This window comes from Chlorobium sp., assembly GCF_021740465.1.
Classification (GTDB): domain Bacteria; phylum Bacteroidota; class Chlorobiia; order Chlorobiales; family Chlorobiaceae; genus Chlorobium.
The window spans coordinates 64,242-79,877 of record NZ_JAIOZR010000006.1 but is presented as its reverse complement, the minus strand read 5'-3'; the positions used below and the strand labels follow the sequence as shown (position 1 = coordinate 79,877).

At 53.3% G+C, this 15,636-nt stretch carries 16 protein-coding genes; 3 read left to right on the top strand and 13 right to left on the bottom strand.

Annotated elements, in window-relative coordinates:
* Window positions 1–5: 5 nt before the first annotated feature.
* The 8 genes from K9G39_RS04395 to K9G39_RS04360 all read right to left on the bottom strand — a co-directional run bounded on the left by K9G39_RS04395 (window position 6) and on the right by K9G39_RS04360 (window position 5,955).
* The gene (locus K9G39_RS04395) at window positions 6–884 is read right to left on the bottom strand and encodes a glycosyltransferase family 2 protein (RefSeq protein WP_292003721.1); all 879 of its coding nucleotides are present in this window, start codon (window positions 882–884) and stop codon (window positions 6–8) included.
* Between the two features lie 278 nt (window positions 885–1,162).
* Window positions 1,163–2,341 carry a hypothetical protein gene (locus tag K9G39_RS04390; protein WP_292003720.1) on the bottom strand — a complete coding sequence of 393 codons (1,179 nt, stop codon included), beginning with the start codon at window positions 2,339–2,341 and terminating at the stop codon, window positions 1,163–1,165.
* A 13-nt stretch (window positions 2,342–2,354) separates the two neighbouring features.
* Entirely contained in the window at window positions 2,355–2,663 is a 309-nt protein-coding gene (locus K9G39_RS04385) for a hypothetical protein (protein ID WP_292003719.1), read from the bottom strand.
* A gap of 58 nt (window positions 2,664–2,721) precedes the next feature.
* Window positions 2,722–3,138, bottom strand: coding sequence for a hypothetical protein (locus K9G39_RS04380; protein ID WP_292003718.1), 417 nt, complete (start codon window positions 3,136–3,138; stop codon window positions 2,722–2,724).
* A 64-nt stretch (window positions 3,139–3,202) separates the two neighbouring features.
* The gene (locus tag K9G39_RS04375) at window positions 3,203–3,592 is read right to left on the bottom strand and encodes an SDR family oxidoreductase (RefSeq protein WP_292003717.1); all 390 of its coding nucleotides are present in this window, start codon (window positions 3,590–3,592) and stop codon (window positions 3,203–3,205) included.
* A gap of 41 nt (window positions 3,593–3,633) precedes the next feature.
* Complete coding sequence (locus K9G39_RS04370; protein ID WP_292003716.1) at window positions 3,634–4,320, bottom strand: UPF0149 family protein; 687 nt, start codon at window positions 4,318–4,320, stop codon at window positions 3,634–3,636.
* Between the two features lie 162 nt (window positions 4,321–4,482).
* Window positions 4,483–5,112, bottom strand: coding sequence for a hypothetical protein (locus K9G39_RS04365; protein ID WP_292003715.1), 630 nt, complete (start codon window positions 5,110–5,112; stop codon window positions 4,483–4,485).
* Window positions 5,113–5,235: 123 nt separating this feature from the next.
* Window positions 5,236–5,955: a glutamine amidotransferase gene (locus K9G39_RS04360; protein ID WP_292003714.1), complete on the bottom strand. Its 720-nt coding sequence runs from the start codon at window positions 5,953–5,955 to the stop codon at window positions 5,236–5,238.
* 122 nt (window positions 5,956–6,077) lie between these two features.
* Here K9G39_RS04360 and K9G39_RS04355 point away from each other — a divergent pair, with 122 nt between their 5' ends.
* The 3 genes from K9G39_RS04355 to aroB all read left to right on the top strand — a co-directional run bounded on the left by K9G39_RS04355 (window position 6,078) and on the right by aroB (window position 10,202).
* Window positions 6,078–8,363, top strand: coding sequence for an ATP-dependent RecD-like DNA helicase (locus tag K9G39_RS04355; RefSeq protein WP_292003713.1), 2,286 nt, complete (start codon window positions 6,078–6,080; stop codon window positions 8,361–8,363).
* A 148-nt stretch (window positions 8,364–8,511) separates the two neighbouring features.
* Entirely contained in the window at window positions 8,512–9,087 is a 576-nt protein-coding gene (locus K9G39_RS04350; protein ID WP_292003712.1) for a shikimate kinase, read from the top strand.
* A 14-nt stretch (window positions 9,088–9,101) separates the two neighbouring features.
* Window positions 9,102–10,202, top strand: coding sequence for a 3-dehydroquinate synthase (gene aroB, locus K9G39_RS04345; protein ID WP_292003711.1), 1,101 nt, complete (start codon window positions 9,102–9,104; stop codon window positions 10,200–10,202).
* Between the two features lie 303 nt (window positions 10,203–10,505).
* Here aroB and K9G39_RS04340 read toward each other — a convergent pair whose 3' ends face one another.
* The 5 genes from K9G39_RS04340 to cmr6 form a co-directional block, all read right to left on the bottom strand.
* Window positions 10,506–11,306, bottom strand: coding sequence for a type III pantothenate kinase (locus K9G39_RS04340; RefSeq protein WP_292003710.1), 801 nt, complete (start codon window positions 11,304–11,306; stop codon window positions 10,506–10,508).
* 17 nt (window positions 11,307–11,323) lie between these two features.
* Window positions 11,324–11,830 (bottom strand): hypothetical protein, encoded by a 507-nt coding sequence (locus tag K9G39_RS04335; RefSeq protein WP_292003709.1) that lies wholly within the window; start codon window positions 11,828–11,830, stop codon window positions 11,324–11,326.
* A 568-nt stretch (window positions 11,831–12,398) separates the two neighbouring features.
* Entirely contained in the window at window positions 12,399–13,202 is an 804-nt protein-coding gene (gene cas6, locus K9G39_RS04330; protein WP_292003708.1) for a CRISPR-associated endoribonuclease Cas6, read from the bottom strand.
* Window positions 13,203–13,207: 5 nt separating this feature from the next.
* The gene (cmr1, locus tag K9G39_RS04325) at window positions 13,208–14,194 is read right to left on the bottom strand and encodes a type III-B CRISPR module RAMP protein Cmr1 (protein WP_292003707.1); all 987 of its coding nucleotides are present in this window, start codon (window positions 14,192–14,194) and stop codon (window positions 13,208–13,210) included.
* On the bottom strand, window positions 14,191–15,630 hold the full coding sequence (gene cmr6 / locus K9G39_RS04320) for a type III-B CRISPR module RAMP protein Cmr6 (RefSeq protein ID WP_292003706.1): 1,440 nt from the start codon (window positions 15,628–15,630) through the stop codon (window positions 14,191–14,193). Before cmr6 ends, cmr1 begins: the two co-directional genes overlap by 4 nt.
* Between the last annotated feature and the right edge of the window lie 6 nt (window positions 15,631–15,636).

The window sequence follows — 15,636 nt, the reverse complement described above, 5'->3', positions numbered from 1 at the left end:
TGGGTTCATGAGGCGCAGCTCCCATGTTCAAAACAGAGCACATGGTCAAAGCCGTCATAAAACGAAGCGTGCTGCTCCTGAAAAACGAACCCGTCATTTGCGACAAGGGGATGGACAACATACATTTCCTTGACCCGGGAATCATGCGAAAAGCAAACGGCAAAACGCTCAAGACCCTTTACCATGGCCCCTATCTGCCGTAATTTCGTCAAAACGGCAACATCCGGGCACCACTTTTCACAGATGCCGATCAAATCAAGCAATTCCCCTTTTTTTGTAAACCACAAATCCGATGCGTCATATCGGACATTGACAGGGCAACTGCCGATCGATCCTTGCTGCAAAACACAAAATATCATCTCATACAGGAAGCCGAAACCGGTGGTGTCGCCAAAGCGTTCGGTTATCGAAACATCGAACACTCTGAGTCCGCAGGCCACATCAGGAAGTGTTATGCCGGCTGCAATTTTCATCAGAGCCGCAGCAAACCTGTTCGCTGAAAGCTTGCAGCTTGGAATACCGGAAAAAGCATCACCATGCCATCTGTTCCCGATAACCATATCGACATTGTTCTTCATTTTCCACTCGATCATGCCGGGAATGTCTTTCGGGTCATGGGCGCCATCTGCGTCGAGCGTAACGACTGTCTGATAGCCGTTTTCCCTGGCTATGCGAAATCCTGCCTGTAATGCATGGCCAACCCCGCTGTTCCTGTCGATGGAATGAACCCTTACACCATGCAGCATGCAAATGCGCCGCGAATCATCAGTGCTTCCATCGTCAATCACAACAATATCGGCATCAAGCAATCCGCACTCATGCAACACCCGGCCCAGGCGCCTTTCGCCGTTATAACATGGAATGATGATGATACACCCGTTCATTCACGCCCCGTCAAGATTAAACGATCCATTACAACCGGCATACACTCCTTCTCGAACCGGCAGCCCGCACGGAGCACGATGACGATGCACTGCTGAAAATCCGCAACGACCTGTGCAGGGCCCTCGCATACGAAAACACTCGGCCCTCGCTTTGATGGATAGGTTTTCATTCGGCAAGATAAGGGATATGCAGAAGATATCTCCGGCTAAAACGGTTTCCCGTTCTGCAAAAAAGCGCGTCATGAAGCAGCCTTGATTCTGCCTGCCCGCTTTTTCTTTCAATACTTCACCGACAAGCCGAGGGTCAGTTCGTCCACCTGTTCAAAGGTAAGCGGCAGACGGCCTTTCCGGTAAGCGAAACCGATAGCATAGTTCCCTTTTTCATTCAGGGCGTAGCTGACATCGCCCTCGAACAGCCGCACATGACCGGGATAACCGCTGAAACCGTGCAGGTACTGCCAGTCGAACCCGATTCTTACGCGCTCAAGAAACAGCGGCCACAAATCGAGGTGCAGTTTCGGACCGGCCCTGAAAAAACCTTCGTCCCCGACAAGCCAGTATTTGTCGCCCCGTTCGATCACCCTGCCGCCTTCGGCATGCAGGATCGGCCTCCAGCGAAAATCGAAAAGTCCGCCGGGAAGCGATCGGCCGACACCCATGCCGATACCGGTATCGACTGGCTCCCATTGAGCCTCGAGGGCAAGTACTCCGCTTTCAAGATCGAAATCCGAAGCATAGGCGAGGTTCAGGCGCAAGTACTGGGCATCGAAAAATCCTCCGCCCATATATTCCAACTCTGAACCCAGCCGGAATGTCAGGGAGTTGACGTCCATACAGCCCGCATTGCTGTTTGAAACCCGGTCGAAAGAAACTCCGGGCACGAAGCTGTAGGCCGTCACGCCGCCCTTTTCCTCCGAAGGCGCCAAACCGGTTTCGCTCCGCAGCAGGTACATCGCCGAACCGCGTATCTGCCAGATATCGTTCCTGTTCTCGTAATCCTTCGTATAGGCCACCCAGGCCCCTTTCACGGTAGCGGGATCCTTGCTCTGGTCCATCACGCCGATATTCTCATAATCGCGGCGAACCAGCAGGCGCCCGTTGTCGGATACCGCCGGAGGAGACGACGCAGGCAGGCCACCGATGAAGCGCCTGACATCGGCAATCGGCATGCCTGCGGCATCGCCGATCAGCTCCCGGTACTCCTCGAGCCTGAAAGATATCTCCTCATCGAGCTTCCGGTCGAGCGCCTCCGACTCCTGGCAGTCTACCTTTCCGTCACGGTTCGTGTCGAGGCCGGCATAGGGAACCGTTATGGTACTCTTAAGCAGCGCGGTTATTTCACTGCCCTGTTCGATCAGGCCGTTTCCGTTGGCATCGAACTCCTCGACACTGCCGGCATAAACGGGAAAAGCGCAAAAAGACAGGCAAAACAAAAGAAAAACCGGACTCATTCTCATGATGCGATGCAATTTAACGGTTGGTTTTGAACTCTTCGGAAACGGCGTTCCAGATCAGCCAGGCGAGATCCTCGACGGTACGGCACCGCCCGACCTCTCCGGGAGTCAGGGCAAGAGAAAGCGGCCGGAAGCAATCGTTCAGGTCGGGAGTCAGAGCACGGACACCCGCGTCGGTAAAACGCAGATCCTCCCGCAGCCGGTGCTTCAGGAGAACCCCGGTGTGCCAGTTCGCAATGCCTTTCTTCCGGGCTATCAGCCTCTTCAGAACACCCGTCACCACACCCTTGGCGACAGGAACCGTATACGTTGCAGGACATGTCATAGGGATACTTGATTTGATTAACGAGAATCATGACCGGCACGAAGCCCGGCCTGCTCCATCACCGGTATGTATCTGCGGGATACTCCGTAACCACTATCACCCGAGCCGCAAACAGATAGAGGCACACAACGATCAGCGAGTAAAACGACACCCCGGAATAGAGGGCAAGTTGCCCGGAGAGCCAGTAGACGCTCCCGGAAGGACATGCGGAAGCGAAGGCGGAATCCGCAAGCAGGGTTTTCAGGCATCCGTCATAATAGAGGTATATGCAATGACGGCTCAACACAATCAGGAGAGCACAGCACGATGCCATGAAAAGAGCCGCCTGCAACACCCATTTTCTGAAGCAGGTCAGCATGAGCTTTGCATGGTCAGCAATAAAGAGATTCATGGATCCAACCAGCGCCACAGCCCACGTCTGTTCCAGGTATGCCGTTGCCATCCTCTCCTGCAAAAAACCTGCGACAGCGTCCATGGTTTTTTCCGGTTAGCCCCCCTGAAGATTCTATCGGAATGATTTCATTGCCTGCAAACAAAGTTCATCCCTTTTTCCCTGAAAATACGAACAAGAAGATAGCGCCGCAAACCGGAGGACGCAGGCCTGTATATCTCTCCACCGTTTCCGCATCGAGCTCCCAGGCCGGTCTGGTCTCGTGGCTGAGTCCTGCATTGTTGATCCAGATATCCACGCCGCCAAAACGGGCGAGCGCCTCCCGATGCAGCTGAAGCAGCCCTTCGCGTCGGCTCACATCCGCAGCCACGCCGCATACCCGGTCTCCGTAACGGCTGAACCGCTCGAGAGCCGCCTGGGTGGTAGCGGAAGAACTGCCGTTCACCATAACCCGGCAACCCCGCAAAAGAAACTGCTCCGCGAGCCCGAAACCTATGCCCCGAGAACTTCCGGTAATGACAACACTCGTTTCGCTCATGTCCGGGTATACATCATGGTTGAATCAGATCACTTGCAAACTTACCCTTTATCTTTATCGCGACGGCACTGACACTCCCGGCTGAAATCGTCATCCTGCCGGTCGTCAATCCCTTCCGATGAAGGACGCTCGACTGTTCCGGTTTTACCGCGGAACGGAGTCCAGAAGCGGTGTATCGCCCTGACGCATTCGGCAACGCCATCCCGGCACTGCAGCCACTGCACCTCATCGATATCGCGTTCATCCCCGATGTCGGCCAAAAGAAACACCGGCGCTATGACGGAGAACTCCGTATCCCCGTCGAAGAGCGGCTGCCAGGTTTCCCGAACCGGCCCGATGCCCAGAAGAAATCCCCTGGCCCAATTCTCGACCGCAGCCCTCTCCTCCAGGCTGTCGCTGAACGAACACCGCCCGAAAAGCGGCTGATAGCTTTCGGGATCAAGGAGAAGCACGCTTTCGACAAGATGCTTGTAGCGCACCATGAGCGAAAGCATTTTCTCCATCTCCTCTACAGAAGCGAAATCCGGGGGTGATTCGGCCTCAGGCCCCCACACCAGCGGAAGCCACTGCTCCGGCTGAAGTGGCTCAGGACCGGAAGCAAGGGCGGCAAAAAAACCGTCGAGCATGTCGAGATCCATAGCGCCCGATGGTGCCGACGCGGAAAGCAGGAAGGCCTCAAGTTCGCCAAGTTCGGCGCCGGTTACCGGTTTACTGGTGTTGTCTGTCATATGGCTGGAAAACCTGGCTTTAAAAAAAAAAACTGAACTTCCGGGGAGGACGGGCCATGATGCCCGGCATGTACCGCAGAGTATTCTGAAAACTAACGATTTGGCACCGAATTACCAGAAGCACTCCCCTGATAATGCCACCGGAACGGTTTGCAGGAACCCTCACCGGGGCAAAGCAGGGCGCATCGGGACATTCGGATCGGTAAAGCCTGAAAACTCGCAGATGAGAAAATAGAGCGGGCCGTTGAGGAGATATGCCGCCTGCATCCACCCCGGCACATGAATGCAGTTCACCAGAGGCAGGCCTGCGTAGTTTGCCGTGGCGATATTGCGGAAATGAAAATAGTTGTAAGCAAGTATTTCCGAACCGAAAAGCAGCGACCAGTAAAGCACCACGAAAAAAATCAGTTTGCCCCCCAGCGTGCAGTTCGGAAAAAGCCTGACCCAGTAGGAGTACATCAGGTAGACCCCGAACAGGCCTACAGCCCAGGCGAAAAGAGGATACACGGTATAACCCCCGATAAGCAGCATTTCACGGTTATAGCCGTACTGCCCTTTCGCGATGAAAAACCAGCAGCTGGCGACAAGCGAGGCGACCAGCAGGTGACGGACAGCCTGGCGCCTCCCGGTAACATAGAGATAGGGATAGAGCAGAAGGTAGACCGCAACCATCGTAAGATCGGCACGCACTCCGCTGAATCCCAGAGAGAGAAGTACTCCGGCACTGATAAGCTTGTCGGCAATCATGACGGGTTTACTGAAAGGAAGGGAGGCAGGAGGTGAACTGCGCATCGATGTTGATCCCCTTATAAACCGGGTACTAACCGGTTACTCAATCTGTTACTCCGAAATTTTTCAATTTAGCAAGCGAAAACGAGAAAACAGCTTGAAAGGGGCCTCTTTTTCCCGCAGACATCAGCAGTGCTGCCTCGCAATGGAGGCGAAATTGGTGAGCACCAGCCGCGCATCGGGAGTATCTCTTACCTGCAACAGCAGATCGTCGGAGCGGCTTCCCCCTTCGGCCCGGATATACTCCTGCATGACCGGAACCGTGTATTCGGGATGAAACTGTACGCCCCACGCACACAGCCCGACGCGGAACGCATGAACGGAATCGTGAGCGTTGCCGGCAAGAACGACGGCCTCCGAAGGCAGCTCGAGCACCGACTGCTCGTGAATGGCATGGGCATAAAAATGCGCCTCGACCCCGCTGAAAAGCGGATCGGCGGAGGCTTCTCCGGCAAGTGAAACCCGAACCGTGCCGATCTCCCGTCCACGAGGGTTATAGCCCACCCTGCCGCCGAGAGCACGACCGAGCAGCTGGTGGCCGTAGCAGATCCCGAGAAACGGCACCCCACCTGCAAGCAGAGAAGGAATCCAGTCCTCAATGGCTACACTCCAGGGAAGATTGTCGGTAACCATGGCATGCGATCCGGTAACGATCACACCGCAGCATTGATCGGGCGAAGGCAGCGGCTCGCCGCCTGCGACGTCTATAACCGCAACCGGCAGCCCGCACTCCCCCAGGGCCGCCCCTGTCCAGTCCTCGAAATCGCCGAAAGCCTGCAGGGTCGAACGGTAGGTCGTGCCTGCTTTTATGATGCAGAGGTTTTTCATGGCGCAATTGCTGTGCATGGCTGATGAAGCTGAAAGGGCGGAAGCTATGATTTTTCCGGTTACGGTACAATATGATACCGCTGCAGCATATTATTTTTGTACTATAACGGGTAAGCGAACCACCTTCATGCGAACGGCTTATGGAGATACACCCCAGAGAGACCGGTCAGGGCGAAACTCCCGGACATACCCTGGAACGGGTTTCCGGAACGGTTGAACGGATAACCTACCATAACGCGGAGAACGGCTTTTCGGTGCTGAAAATCCGGGCCAAAGGCAACCGCGAACCGGTTACGGTTGTGGGCACCACCCCGGCCGTATCGCCGGGAGAGCTTGTTGAGTGCGCGGGAAACTGGCAGAACAGCAAGGTGCACGGACTCCAGTTCAAGGCCGACCAGATTGCCGTGGTACCTCCAAACTCCGCCGAAGGTGTGGAAAAATACCTCGCATCGGGCATGGTAAGGGGGGTCGGTGCGTTCTACGCAAAAAAACTGGTTAAAAAATTCGGCACCGGCGTGCTCGACATTCTCGACAACGATCCTGAAAAGCTGCTCGATGTGGCGGGCATCGGCAAAAAAAGGCTCGAGATCATTACGAAATCGTGGGAGGAACAGAAAGCCATACGCGATATCATGGTGTTCCTCCAGTCGCACGGCGTAGGCATCGCGCGAGCATACCGCATATACAAAACCTACCGGGAGGAGGCCATCAGCAAGGTTTCCGAAAACCCTTACCGGCTCTCCCTCGATATCGACGGCATCGGTTTTCTTACGGCCGACACCATCGCATCGAAGCTCGGCATCGCCCACGACTCGCTTATCAGGGCCGAAGCCGGCGTCCGCCACGTGCTGCAGGAATTTGCCGCGAACGGACACTGCGCCGTACCCAGGGAGCAACTTGTGCGGAAAGCTGCCGAGGTGCTCGACATCGCCGTGGAGATAATCGAAGAGGCCATCGCCCTGGAAACGGGAAAGTTCAATCTGGTGCGCGAGGTAATCGACGCCGACGATGTTTTTTACCTTGCGCCTCTTCACCGGGCCGAAGAGCGCAGCGCCGCTGCGCTTGCCGCCCTTCTGCAGGGAAAGCCTCCGTGGAAGGAGATCGATTGCGGCAAGGCCATTCTGCAGGTTGAAAAGGAGACCGGCCTGCGGCTCTCCCCCTCCCAGAAAGAGGCTCTCTCCCTGGTGCTCACGAGCAAGGCCTCCGTCATCACCGGCGGACCCGGTGTCGGCAAGACCACGCTGGTCAATGCCATTCTGAGGGTTATCCGGAAAAAAACATCGAAAATCGCCCTCTGCGCACCTACGGGCCGGGCCGCCAAACGGCTCTCGGAATCGACCGGCATGGAGGCCAGAACCGTCCATCGCCTGCTTGAATTCGATCCGCTCACCGGCGGCTTCAAGCGAGGCCCCGGCAATCCGCTTGAAGCCGACATGGTGGTCGTCGACGAAACCTCCATGGTCGATATCGTACTGATGAGCCGCCTGCTCTCGGCCATTCCGGCAAAAGCCGCCCTGCTCATGGTGGGCGACTCCGACCAGCTCCCTTCGGTCGGCCCCGGAGCCGTACTTACCGACATCATCGCATCCGGCTGCGTTCCCGTAGTCACGCTTACCGAAATTTTCCGGCAGGCCGCCGAGTCGCAGATCATCGTGAACGCTCACCGCATCAACAACGGCGATATCCCGCTGAACTCCGAAGGCGATGCGCTCTCTGACTTCTATGTGGTAAGGGCGTCGTCGCCCGAAGAGATCCACCAGAAACTGATGCAGATGGTAACCGAACGCATTCCCGCACGCTTCGGCTTTCATCCGGTCAGGGATATCCAGGTGCTGACCCCCATGAATCGCGGCGGGCTCGGCTCAAGGGCCCTGAACGCCGAACTGCAGCAGGCCCTGAACGGCAGTGCCGAGCCGAAAATATCCCGCTTCGGAACCACGTTTTCCCCCGGCGACAAGGTTATCCAGATGGTGAACAACTACGACAAGGAGGTGTTCAACGGCGATATCGGCATGATCACCTCGATCGATACCGGAGAGAGCGAACTGGTTGCCGACTTCGACCGGCGTCCGGTGCGTTACGAATTCGGCGAACTCGACGAACTTGCGCTCGCCTACGCCACAAGCATCCACAAAAGCCAGGGCTCCGAATACCAGGCCGTGGTGATCCCTCTCGGCATGCAGCACTTCACGCTGCTCGAACGGAACCTGATCTATACGGCCGTCACGAGAGGCAAGAAGCTGGTGGTGATTGTCGCAGAGCCCAAAGCACTCGCCATGGCGGTCGCAAACAGGAAAGCCGGCCGACGCATGACAACCCTGGCCCGAAAGCTTTACCTGGCCAGGGAAAGCTCCGGAAAACAGCCTTCCCTGCCTCAGGCGGAGCCGCCCCTCCGACCAAACCGCCCGGATAGGCGGAACAAATAAACAGAGGTGCCTCGTAGCTTTCCCTTTTTTGCTATATTTGACGCATACGAAAACGTTTAAACTCTTTTTCAGAATGCCCCCGAGCCGGTTTTGGCGGTTGAAAACGCCGGAAAACGGCGGAAGGCGTTGCCGATAGCAGGCTTGAGTCATGAAGCATCACTCGCTTATCTTTCTCACCGGTTTCAGCGGTTCGGGCAAATCGACCATAGGGCCGCTGCTTGCCAACTCCCTCGGCTACGAGTTCCTCGACCTCGACCAGGCTATCGAGCAAAGCGCCCGGAAATCCATTACGAAAATTTTTGCCGAAGAGGGAGAACCGGCGTTCAGGATGATGGAACTGAAAACGCTGCAGCAGCTTGCCGTAAAGGAGGAGATGGTGGTGTCGCTGGGAGGCGGCGTACTTGAAAACGACGACTGCTTCGACTTCGTCCGGAAGCACGGAACGCTCGTTTACCTGAAATCAACCCCCAGGTCGCTCTCCAGACGGCTCTGCTTTAAAACCGACCGCCCCCTGCTCAGGGGAGAGAACGGGCGGAGGCTTTCGCGGGAAGAGATCGAGACGAAAATATCGGCCATTCTCGAAAAACGCGAACCGCGATACCTGGCGGCCGATTTCACCGTGCAGACCGACACCCGGCGAATCGGCTCAACGGTCGAGGAACTGACCAGAAAAATCAACCGCCATGTCCGCCAGGCAGAGCAGCAGGGCCGTAATAAACCGTAACCAGACAGACAATTGTGAACAGCAGTATCATCGTAGGAACCCCGGTACTTTCGGAAGCGGCAGAGCTGTACCGAAAGCACGGCCTTGCCCTGAAAACCGTTGTACTTTTCGACGAAAACACCCGACGCCTCTTCAGGGACAGGGTTATCGGCACCCTCGAGGAGCAGGGATTCCGGCTGCTCGAGCTTTCGGTACCGGCAAGGGAGACCTCGAAAAGCTTCAGTTCGGCGTACCGCCTCTACGGCGGCATGATCGAAGCCGGAGTCGACCGGAGCTGGAATCTTCTGGCCGTAGGCGGCGGCGTAGTGGGCGATCTCGGCGGCTTCATTGCGGCGAGCTACTACCGGGGCCTTCCGGTCGTTCAGTGCCCCACCACCCTTCTGGCCATGACCGACAGCGCCATCGGCGGCAAGGTTGCCATCAACCACCCGCTCGGCAAGAACCTCATCGGTTTTTTCCATATGCCCGAACTGGTGCTGATCGATCCATCCTTCCTCACGACCCTTCCCCGGCGGGAGGTGTTCGGCGGCATGGCCGAAGTGATCAAATACGGCTTCATCGCCGACAGCGTTTTTCTGGAATGGCTCGAAAAGCATTTCGACCGGATAACGGCTCTCGAGGAGCCCTTCATCAGCGAAGCGGTCCGGCGCAGCGCCTTCATCAAGGCCGATGTGGTGGAGAAGGATTTCAGGGAGACCACGGGGCTCAGGGCAACGCTCAATTTCGGCCACACCTTCGCACACGGACTCGAAAAGCTTGCAGAATACCGTCATATCCGCCACGGTGAAGCCGTCACAATCGGCATGGCCTGTGCGCTCTGTCTCTCGCACAATCTCGGCTACCTCCCAGGGGACGCCATGCGCTCCGGTCTCGAATTGATCTCCCGCTTCCGCTTTCCCCGCGGACTCCTCGAACGCCGCTTTCTTATGCACAGCGCGGAGGCCCTGCTTGAAAACATGTTCTCCGACAAGAAGAAACTCGACAGCAAACTGCGGTTCGTGCTGCTGAAAAAACCGGGAGAAGCCTTTCTTCTGGAGGAGAATGTCGAGGATCGCGAGGTGTTGCGGGCGATAGAGGATGCGCGCAGGTTCTTCACCACAGGGCGCCCGCAATAGCACAACTATTTATTGTCGTGAGAAGCACGAGCTCAAGCTCCGGTCAGGAGCGAGAGTGACAAAGCACGGACGGAGCCAGAGAAACCGGAATCCCGAATGCTTTCGGGATGAGGATTTCGAGTACCGCCCAACCAGAGCAATCATGCTTCGGAACAAGTAATGGGGCACCTCTATTTATTGTCGTGAGAAGCACGAGTGCAAGGCGGACGGAGCGCAGAAACCGGAATGTACACGTAGTACTTGAGGATTTCGAGTACCGCCCAACGCAGCAATCATGCTTCGGAACAAATAAATAGAGGTGCCCTAAAGGCAAGGCCGGTTAAGCTGGTAAAGATAGTGCGCCCCCCTGGCGACGGCATGCTCCACCAGCAGCGTCTCGACCCGGAGAAGCGGCGCGACCGCGGGGGCGTTGCCTCCCGTAGCCATCACGGCGGGCGCGACCTGGCCCTGATCCATGAGAGTCTTCATGATCCGGGCGGTCAGCCCGTCGATCTGCGACACACATCCCCAGAAAATCCCGTTTCTGATACACTCGGCGGTTGAACGGCCGAGAAGCTCCTCCGGAGGCGCAATCGCCACAAGCGGAAGCTGTGCGGTCCGCTCATGGAGCGAACGGGCCATCAGGTCGAGGCCCGGCATGATGAATCCACCGAGGTAGGATCCGCAGCCATCGAGCACGTCGAAGGTTATGGCGGTGCCGATATCGAGGGCGATGACGGCCTTTCCTGGAAAAAGTTGCCTTCCGGCGGCGCAGAGCGCGATCCTGTCGGCGCCGAACGATTCCGGAGAGTCGTACTGCAGGAGAAACGGCAGATTCAGGCGCGAGCCGACCTGCATCACGGTTCCGGGAAGCAGTTGCGCAAGCTGGCCGACAACGGCTGCGGACACCCCCGGCACCACGCTGCAGAGCACGGCATCCCGCATGCCGGGATAAGCGGCCCGGAAGGGATGGAGCAACTCCTGCAGCTGATCGGGCACAAAAAGGGAGTCCGTGGTAATCGTCACGGTATCGGCAACGAGACCGTCGAGAAAAACCGCAAAGGTGGTTGTGGTATTACCGGCTTCAACAACCAGAACCGCAGGCTCTTTACCCGAATGGAGCATATCGGATGAAGAGGAAATCAGGGCCGTTTGACGGGAACGCCGGTCTTCCCGGACAGCGCGGTCAGGAAAGCTTCGAAACCCTGAAGGTTTCTGGTCACGAAGAGCGAATCCTTCACCCTGGCCTTTCCGGCGACAACGAAAATTTTCGGCGGCGGGTTGTAGGTTATCGGCTCCTGGTAGATTGCCGTGATATCCTTGATCTTCAGCTTTTTCTCGTTGCCCCTGCGGTCGAGATAGAGCAGTTCCTCTCCGGCAATCCTTACGGAATCGCCGTCCTGGCCGTGCTCGCCGACAAAGCGGGTATTGTAGTAGTTCGGCCCTCCGAGCGCTATGGTCGTCAGGATGATCAGAAGCGTGGTTTTCCACAGGCATCCCAGATCGACCCCGTAGGTGAACTTGCCGTACCTGAAAAAAACAGCCCATCCGGCAGCGAGAAACAGCATGCCGAGCACCCAGGTGACGGTAAAGTAGGAGTCCATCCACCAGGAAGGATAGGTCATGGGGTAGTGGAAAACCTCGGGCATGGCGTTGGGCTTGATTTATTGAAAAATATCCTTCTAAAATAAAAAAAGCCGGTCAAATATCAGGAGATATTAACCGGTTATTCCAATTCCAATTCCAATTCCGATTCCTCAGGCACAATCCTCGGCCTCCCTCTTATCCCGACTACTGACTACCGGCTACTGACTTCACTCCCCCCTCCCTTTTATCCCGGCTACCGCCTACCGGCTACTGCCTACCTCTTCTGCCTTCTGCCTTCTGACTACCGACTACTGACTACCGACTACTGACTACTGCCTACCGACTACTGCCTACTGACTACTGACTACTGACTACTGCCTACCGACTACTGACTACTGCCTACTGCCTACCGACTACTGACTACTGCCTACCGACTACTGCCTACTGCCTACTGCCTACCGACTACTGCCTACTGCCTACTGCCTACTGCCTACTGCCTACCGACTACTGCCTACTGACTACCGACTACTGACTACCGACTACTGACTACTGCCTACCGACTACTGCCTACCGACTACTGCCTTCTGACTACTGACTACTGCCTACCGACTACTGACTTCCTCCCCCCGCTCACCGCCCACAATCTTCATCAACCTTCACCATACCGAACCCCTGCGAATTCCTTTCGCCGAATCCGCACTCGTAGCCCACTTCCATCAGCTCCGCCGGAGCTTCGAGACGGAAGGGCGCGAGCAGACCTTTCACTTTGGTTTCGTCGGGCCGACCCTCCTTGATGGTTATGAGCTTTTGAATCTTGCCGTTTTTGCGTTCCGCGTAGTCCTGATCGAGCGTGAAGCGGAAGGTGCTGTTGTCTGCAGCATAAGGCCTGCCGTGAAGCGCTTCATACTTGCGGCAGAGGTTCTCGCAGAGCACCCGTTCAAAATCTTCATCGTCGGGAAACAGATACTGGGCGTACAGAACGCCGGCACGCTTCGTGGCGCAGACAATGGGCGAGAGCGCAATAAAGCGCATGTCGCCCGATATTTCGGGAGCATCGAGCCGCCGGACGGTCTCGACCCTGAAGCGCTCTTTTCCTACAGAAACAAACGGCTCGTGCAGCAGCCCCACCACCAGATGCTCGATGAACTCGCTTTTCGGAGACGATATCGTCAAATGCAGCAGCCGCTCCCTCGTGCTCATGGTTCCATCCTGATGCATCTCCCACTTCCTCCGGTTGGCCGTGTACAGCGGCGAAAAGGTGAACAGCTTGAACGCCCTGTTCTGCAGCCGGTACCCTTCCGCATGCAGCCGTTCTGCATACTCGCTGGAGCTTTTATCGACGATGTTGTAGATGAGTGAGGATAGCAAATAGGAGTTATTGACCGGCAGCGTTATCGACGGATTGCGATGGGATAGTTCGAGGGTTATGCGCATTGCAATTAAGTTGTTACATCAACAGATGTTAAATAATGAGTAAGTAATCCAATATTTAGCTTATCTGTAACATCCTTATAAGCATTTGCGACTGTATCATGGCGATGCTTGTAAGGCAAAAACAAAATCCAACCATCATATTTATTATTATTTTTTGTAATACTTAAAAAATATTGCTTTGCATGTCTTTCAGTATGCCAGTCGGTTTTACTTTGAATAATCGGAGTTGCAATATATGCTCGTTTATCGTAATGATGCACATATTCCAATTTTCTTCTTTCAACAGCATAGGCTTCACCTATCACAGCAAGACATTCACTCCAAGTATTTTTAGAATTATTAGTTTTAAATAAACTAAAATCTTTTGAAAATGCCGTATATAAACAAGGCGAAAGAAAAGAAAAGTTTGGCGATAAAGATCTTAGAAAAACTGCAGGGTCATTTATTAAGGAAATACTTTTATCAGAACATTCTTTTATTCGAAATGATCCAAATCCATTTCTACATTTTGCTCCTAGACCGCCAAAAAATACAAGTGCATAAAAAGGATTCAAAATATCATTATTTACTGAAATCCTATCATCATAGGTAAATGTAATCTCAAACTCAATATCTATAGCTATAAATTTTCTTTTCTCTGCACCATACGCCAAATACTTAAATAGGTCTACGTTATGAATTTCACCATATTCATCATGATATTTTCTCAAAGGCATAGAAATCTTCTTTGTAGGGAGATTCCCTTGTAATGGCAAATTGGGATGAGAGACTCTGATATTTACTTTACTTCTCTCAGCATCATTACCACCACCACCAAATATTCTAGTCTCTTCATTTCTCAATTGCTCTATATTCATATTTCCATGCATAGCTCTCCACCAGAAACGGAGTGCTCCTTTGATCGATGGTGGTCGAAATTCAGGTTTATTACCATTCGCCCCGGCCAAAAACATAGGCGTCACAACTTCACACTTAAAGGTTACAGAGTTCATGATACTCCTCCAGTCTGAAAATCCTTCATATACCCGTATCCTACAGCTGTCTTCGCTCCGATACCATGCTGTTCAAGGGCTTTCTTTAACCATTCTTTTACGATAACTGATGGTTTACTGCCGGAAAACTTTCCGCGCCTTATTTCTTCATCATCTTTTTCTTTAATACCATAATGAAATTGAAAAACTGTGCCACTCTTGATAGTAAGAAATGGTATCTGTTTCGGATCGTGGTAATCGGCAGGAGGTTCATCCCCGCTATAATATGGCATATAGTGTGGGTTCATAATATCAACTTCTATCTTAGGCCTAGAAAGTAGAAATGCATCAAAGAACCAGACTCTACCCTGTCTATCCTCATTATAATGAGAATTGATTCCTTCAGTTTTTTTTGGACAGCCAAACACATCACAGAAGCTGTTATCCACAATCGCCTCCTTTTCATCCCGGCCAAACCTTTCTGTAATTATCCAACTTCTTACAATACCTTTTACTGCGCTTGCCGGAATATACGGTATACCATACACATGATGAAGAGTTATTGATGTATCATACACCGACTCATTGCCAAGCCCGACAATCAAGCGCCAGTCAATTTGGCCATCGTAACTTGATATAGAAAGATTCAATGCTTCAATGCTACGGCGATGGCGCTCAGCTATTTTCCCAAAATCAAGACTGCCGAAAAAAGAGGCCGGTTGATAGAGAAATCCATCTTTGTCAGTCTCACAAAATCTGAATTTTCGTTCTGCATATTTTGACTGCTCAAACAGTTTTTTTATCACACTCCTTTTCTTAATAGCGATTTTTTTTGCAGCATCATCTGTATTGCCCAAAACCTCTGGATTCAACTCTAACCAAACATTTTTTTCATGATCAGTTAATGGACGAGATATAGATAAATATTTTGCATTACCAGAAGTCACGATATTGCTACCTTCTTCATCTTCATAGCTCACTATATAACGCAAGTCATCTGTTATAGATGGCTTACAAAGCATATTCTTATAATCTTCAATTTTTACCCTACAATCAAAACGAGCCGCTTTATTTAGTTTTAGTGAAAAATTATCAAAAGCATTGTTTGAGTCAGCAAGAGCCTCTCGGGTATCTTTTGGAAGACATGTCTTGAGACGCACAGTCTGTTTGGTTACACAGTCTTGTATGCTCATCTCATTTTTTTGTTGAGAATCTTGAGTTTGTTGATGTGATTGAGATTTTACTCTCTTTTGGGATATCTTCTGCTTTAGCTTCCTATCTCGATATTCATCCAGATAAATTTGATTTTCTTCGACCCAGCAAATCTTGTTGTTATAGGATTGATTGAGATCATATCCTTTGTTGCAGATATCCCATACCTCTCCATCCTCAAATTTAACAGTGGCGACAATGATTTTACCAGATGAACTGATTATGGAAAACTTTCCTTTCTTCATATTACC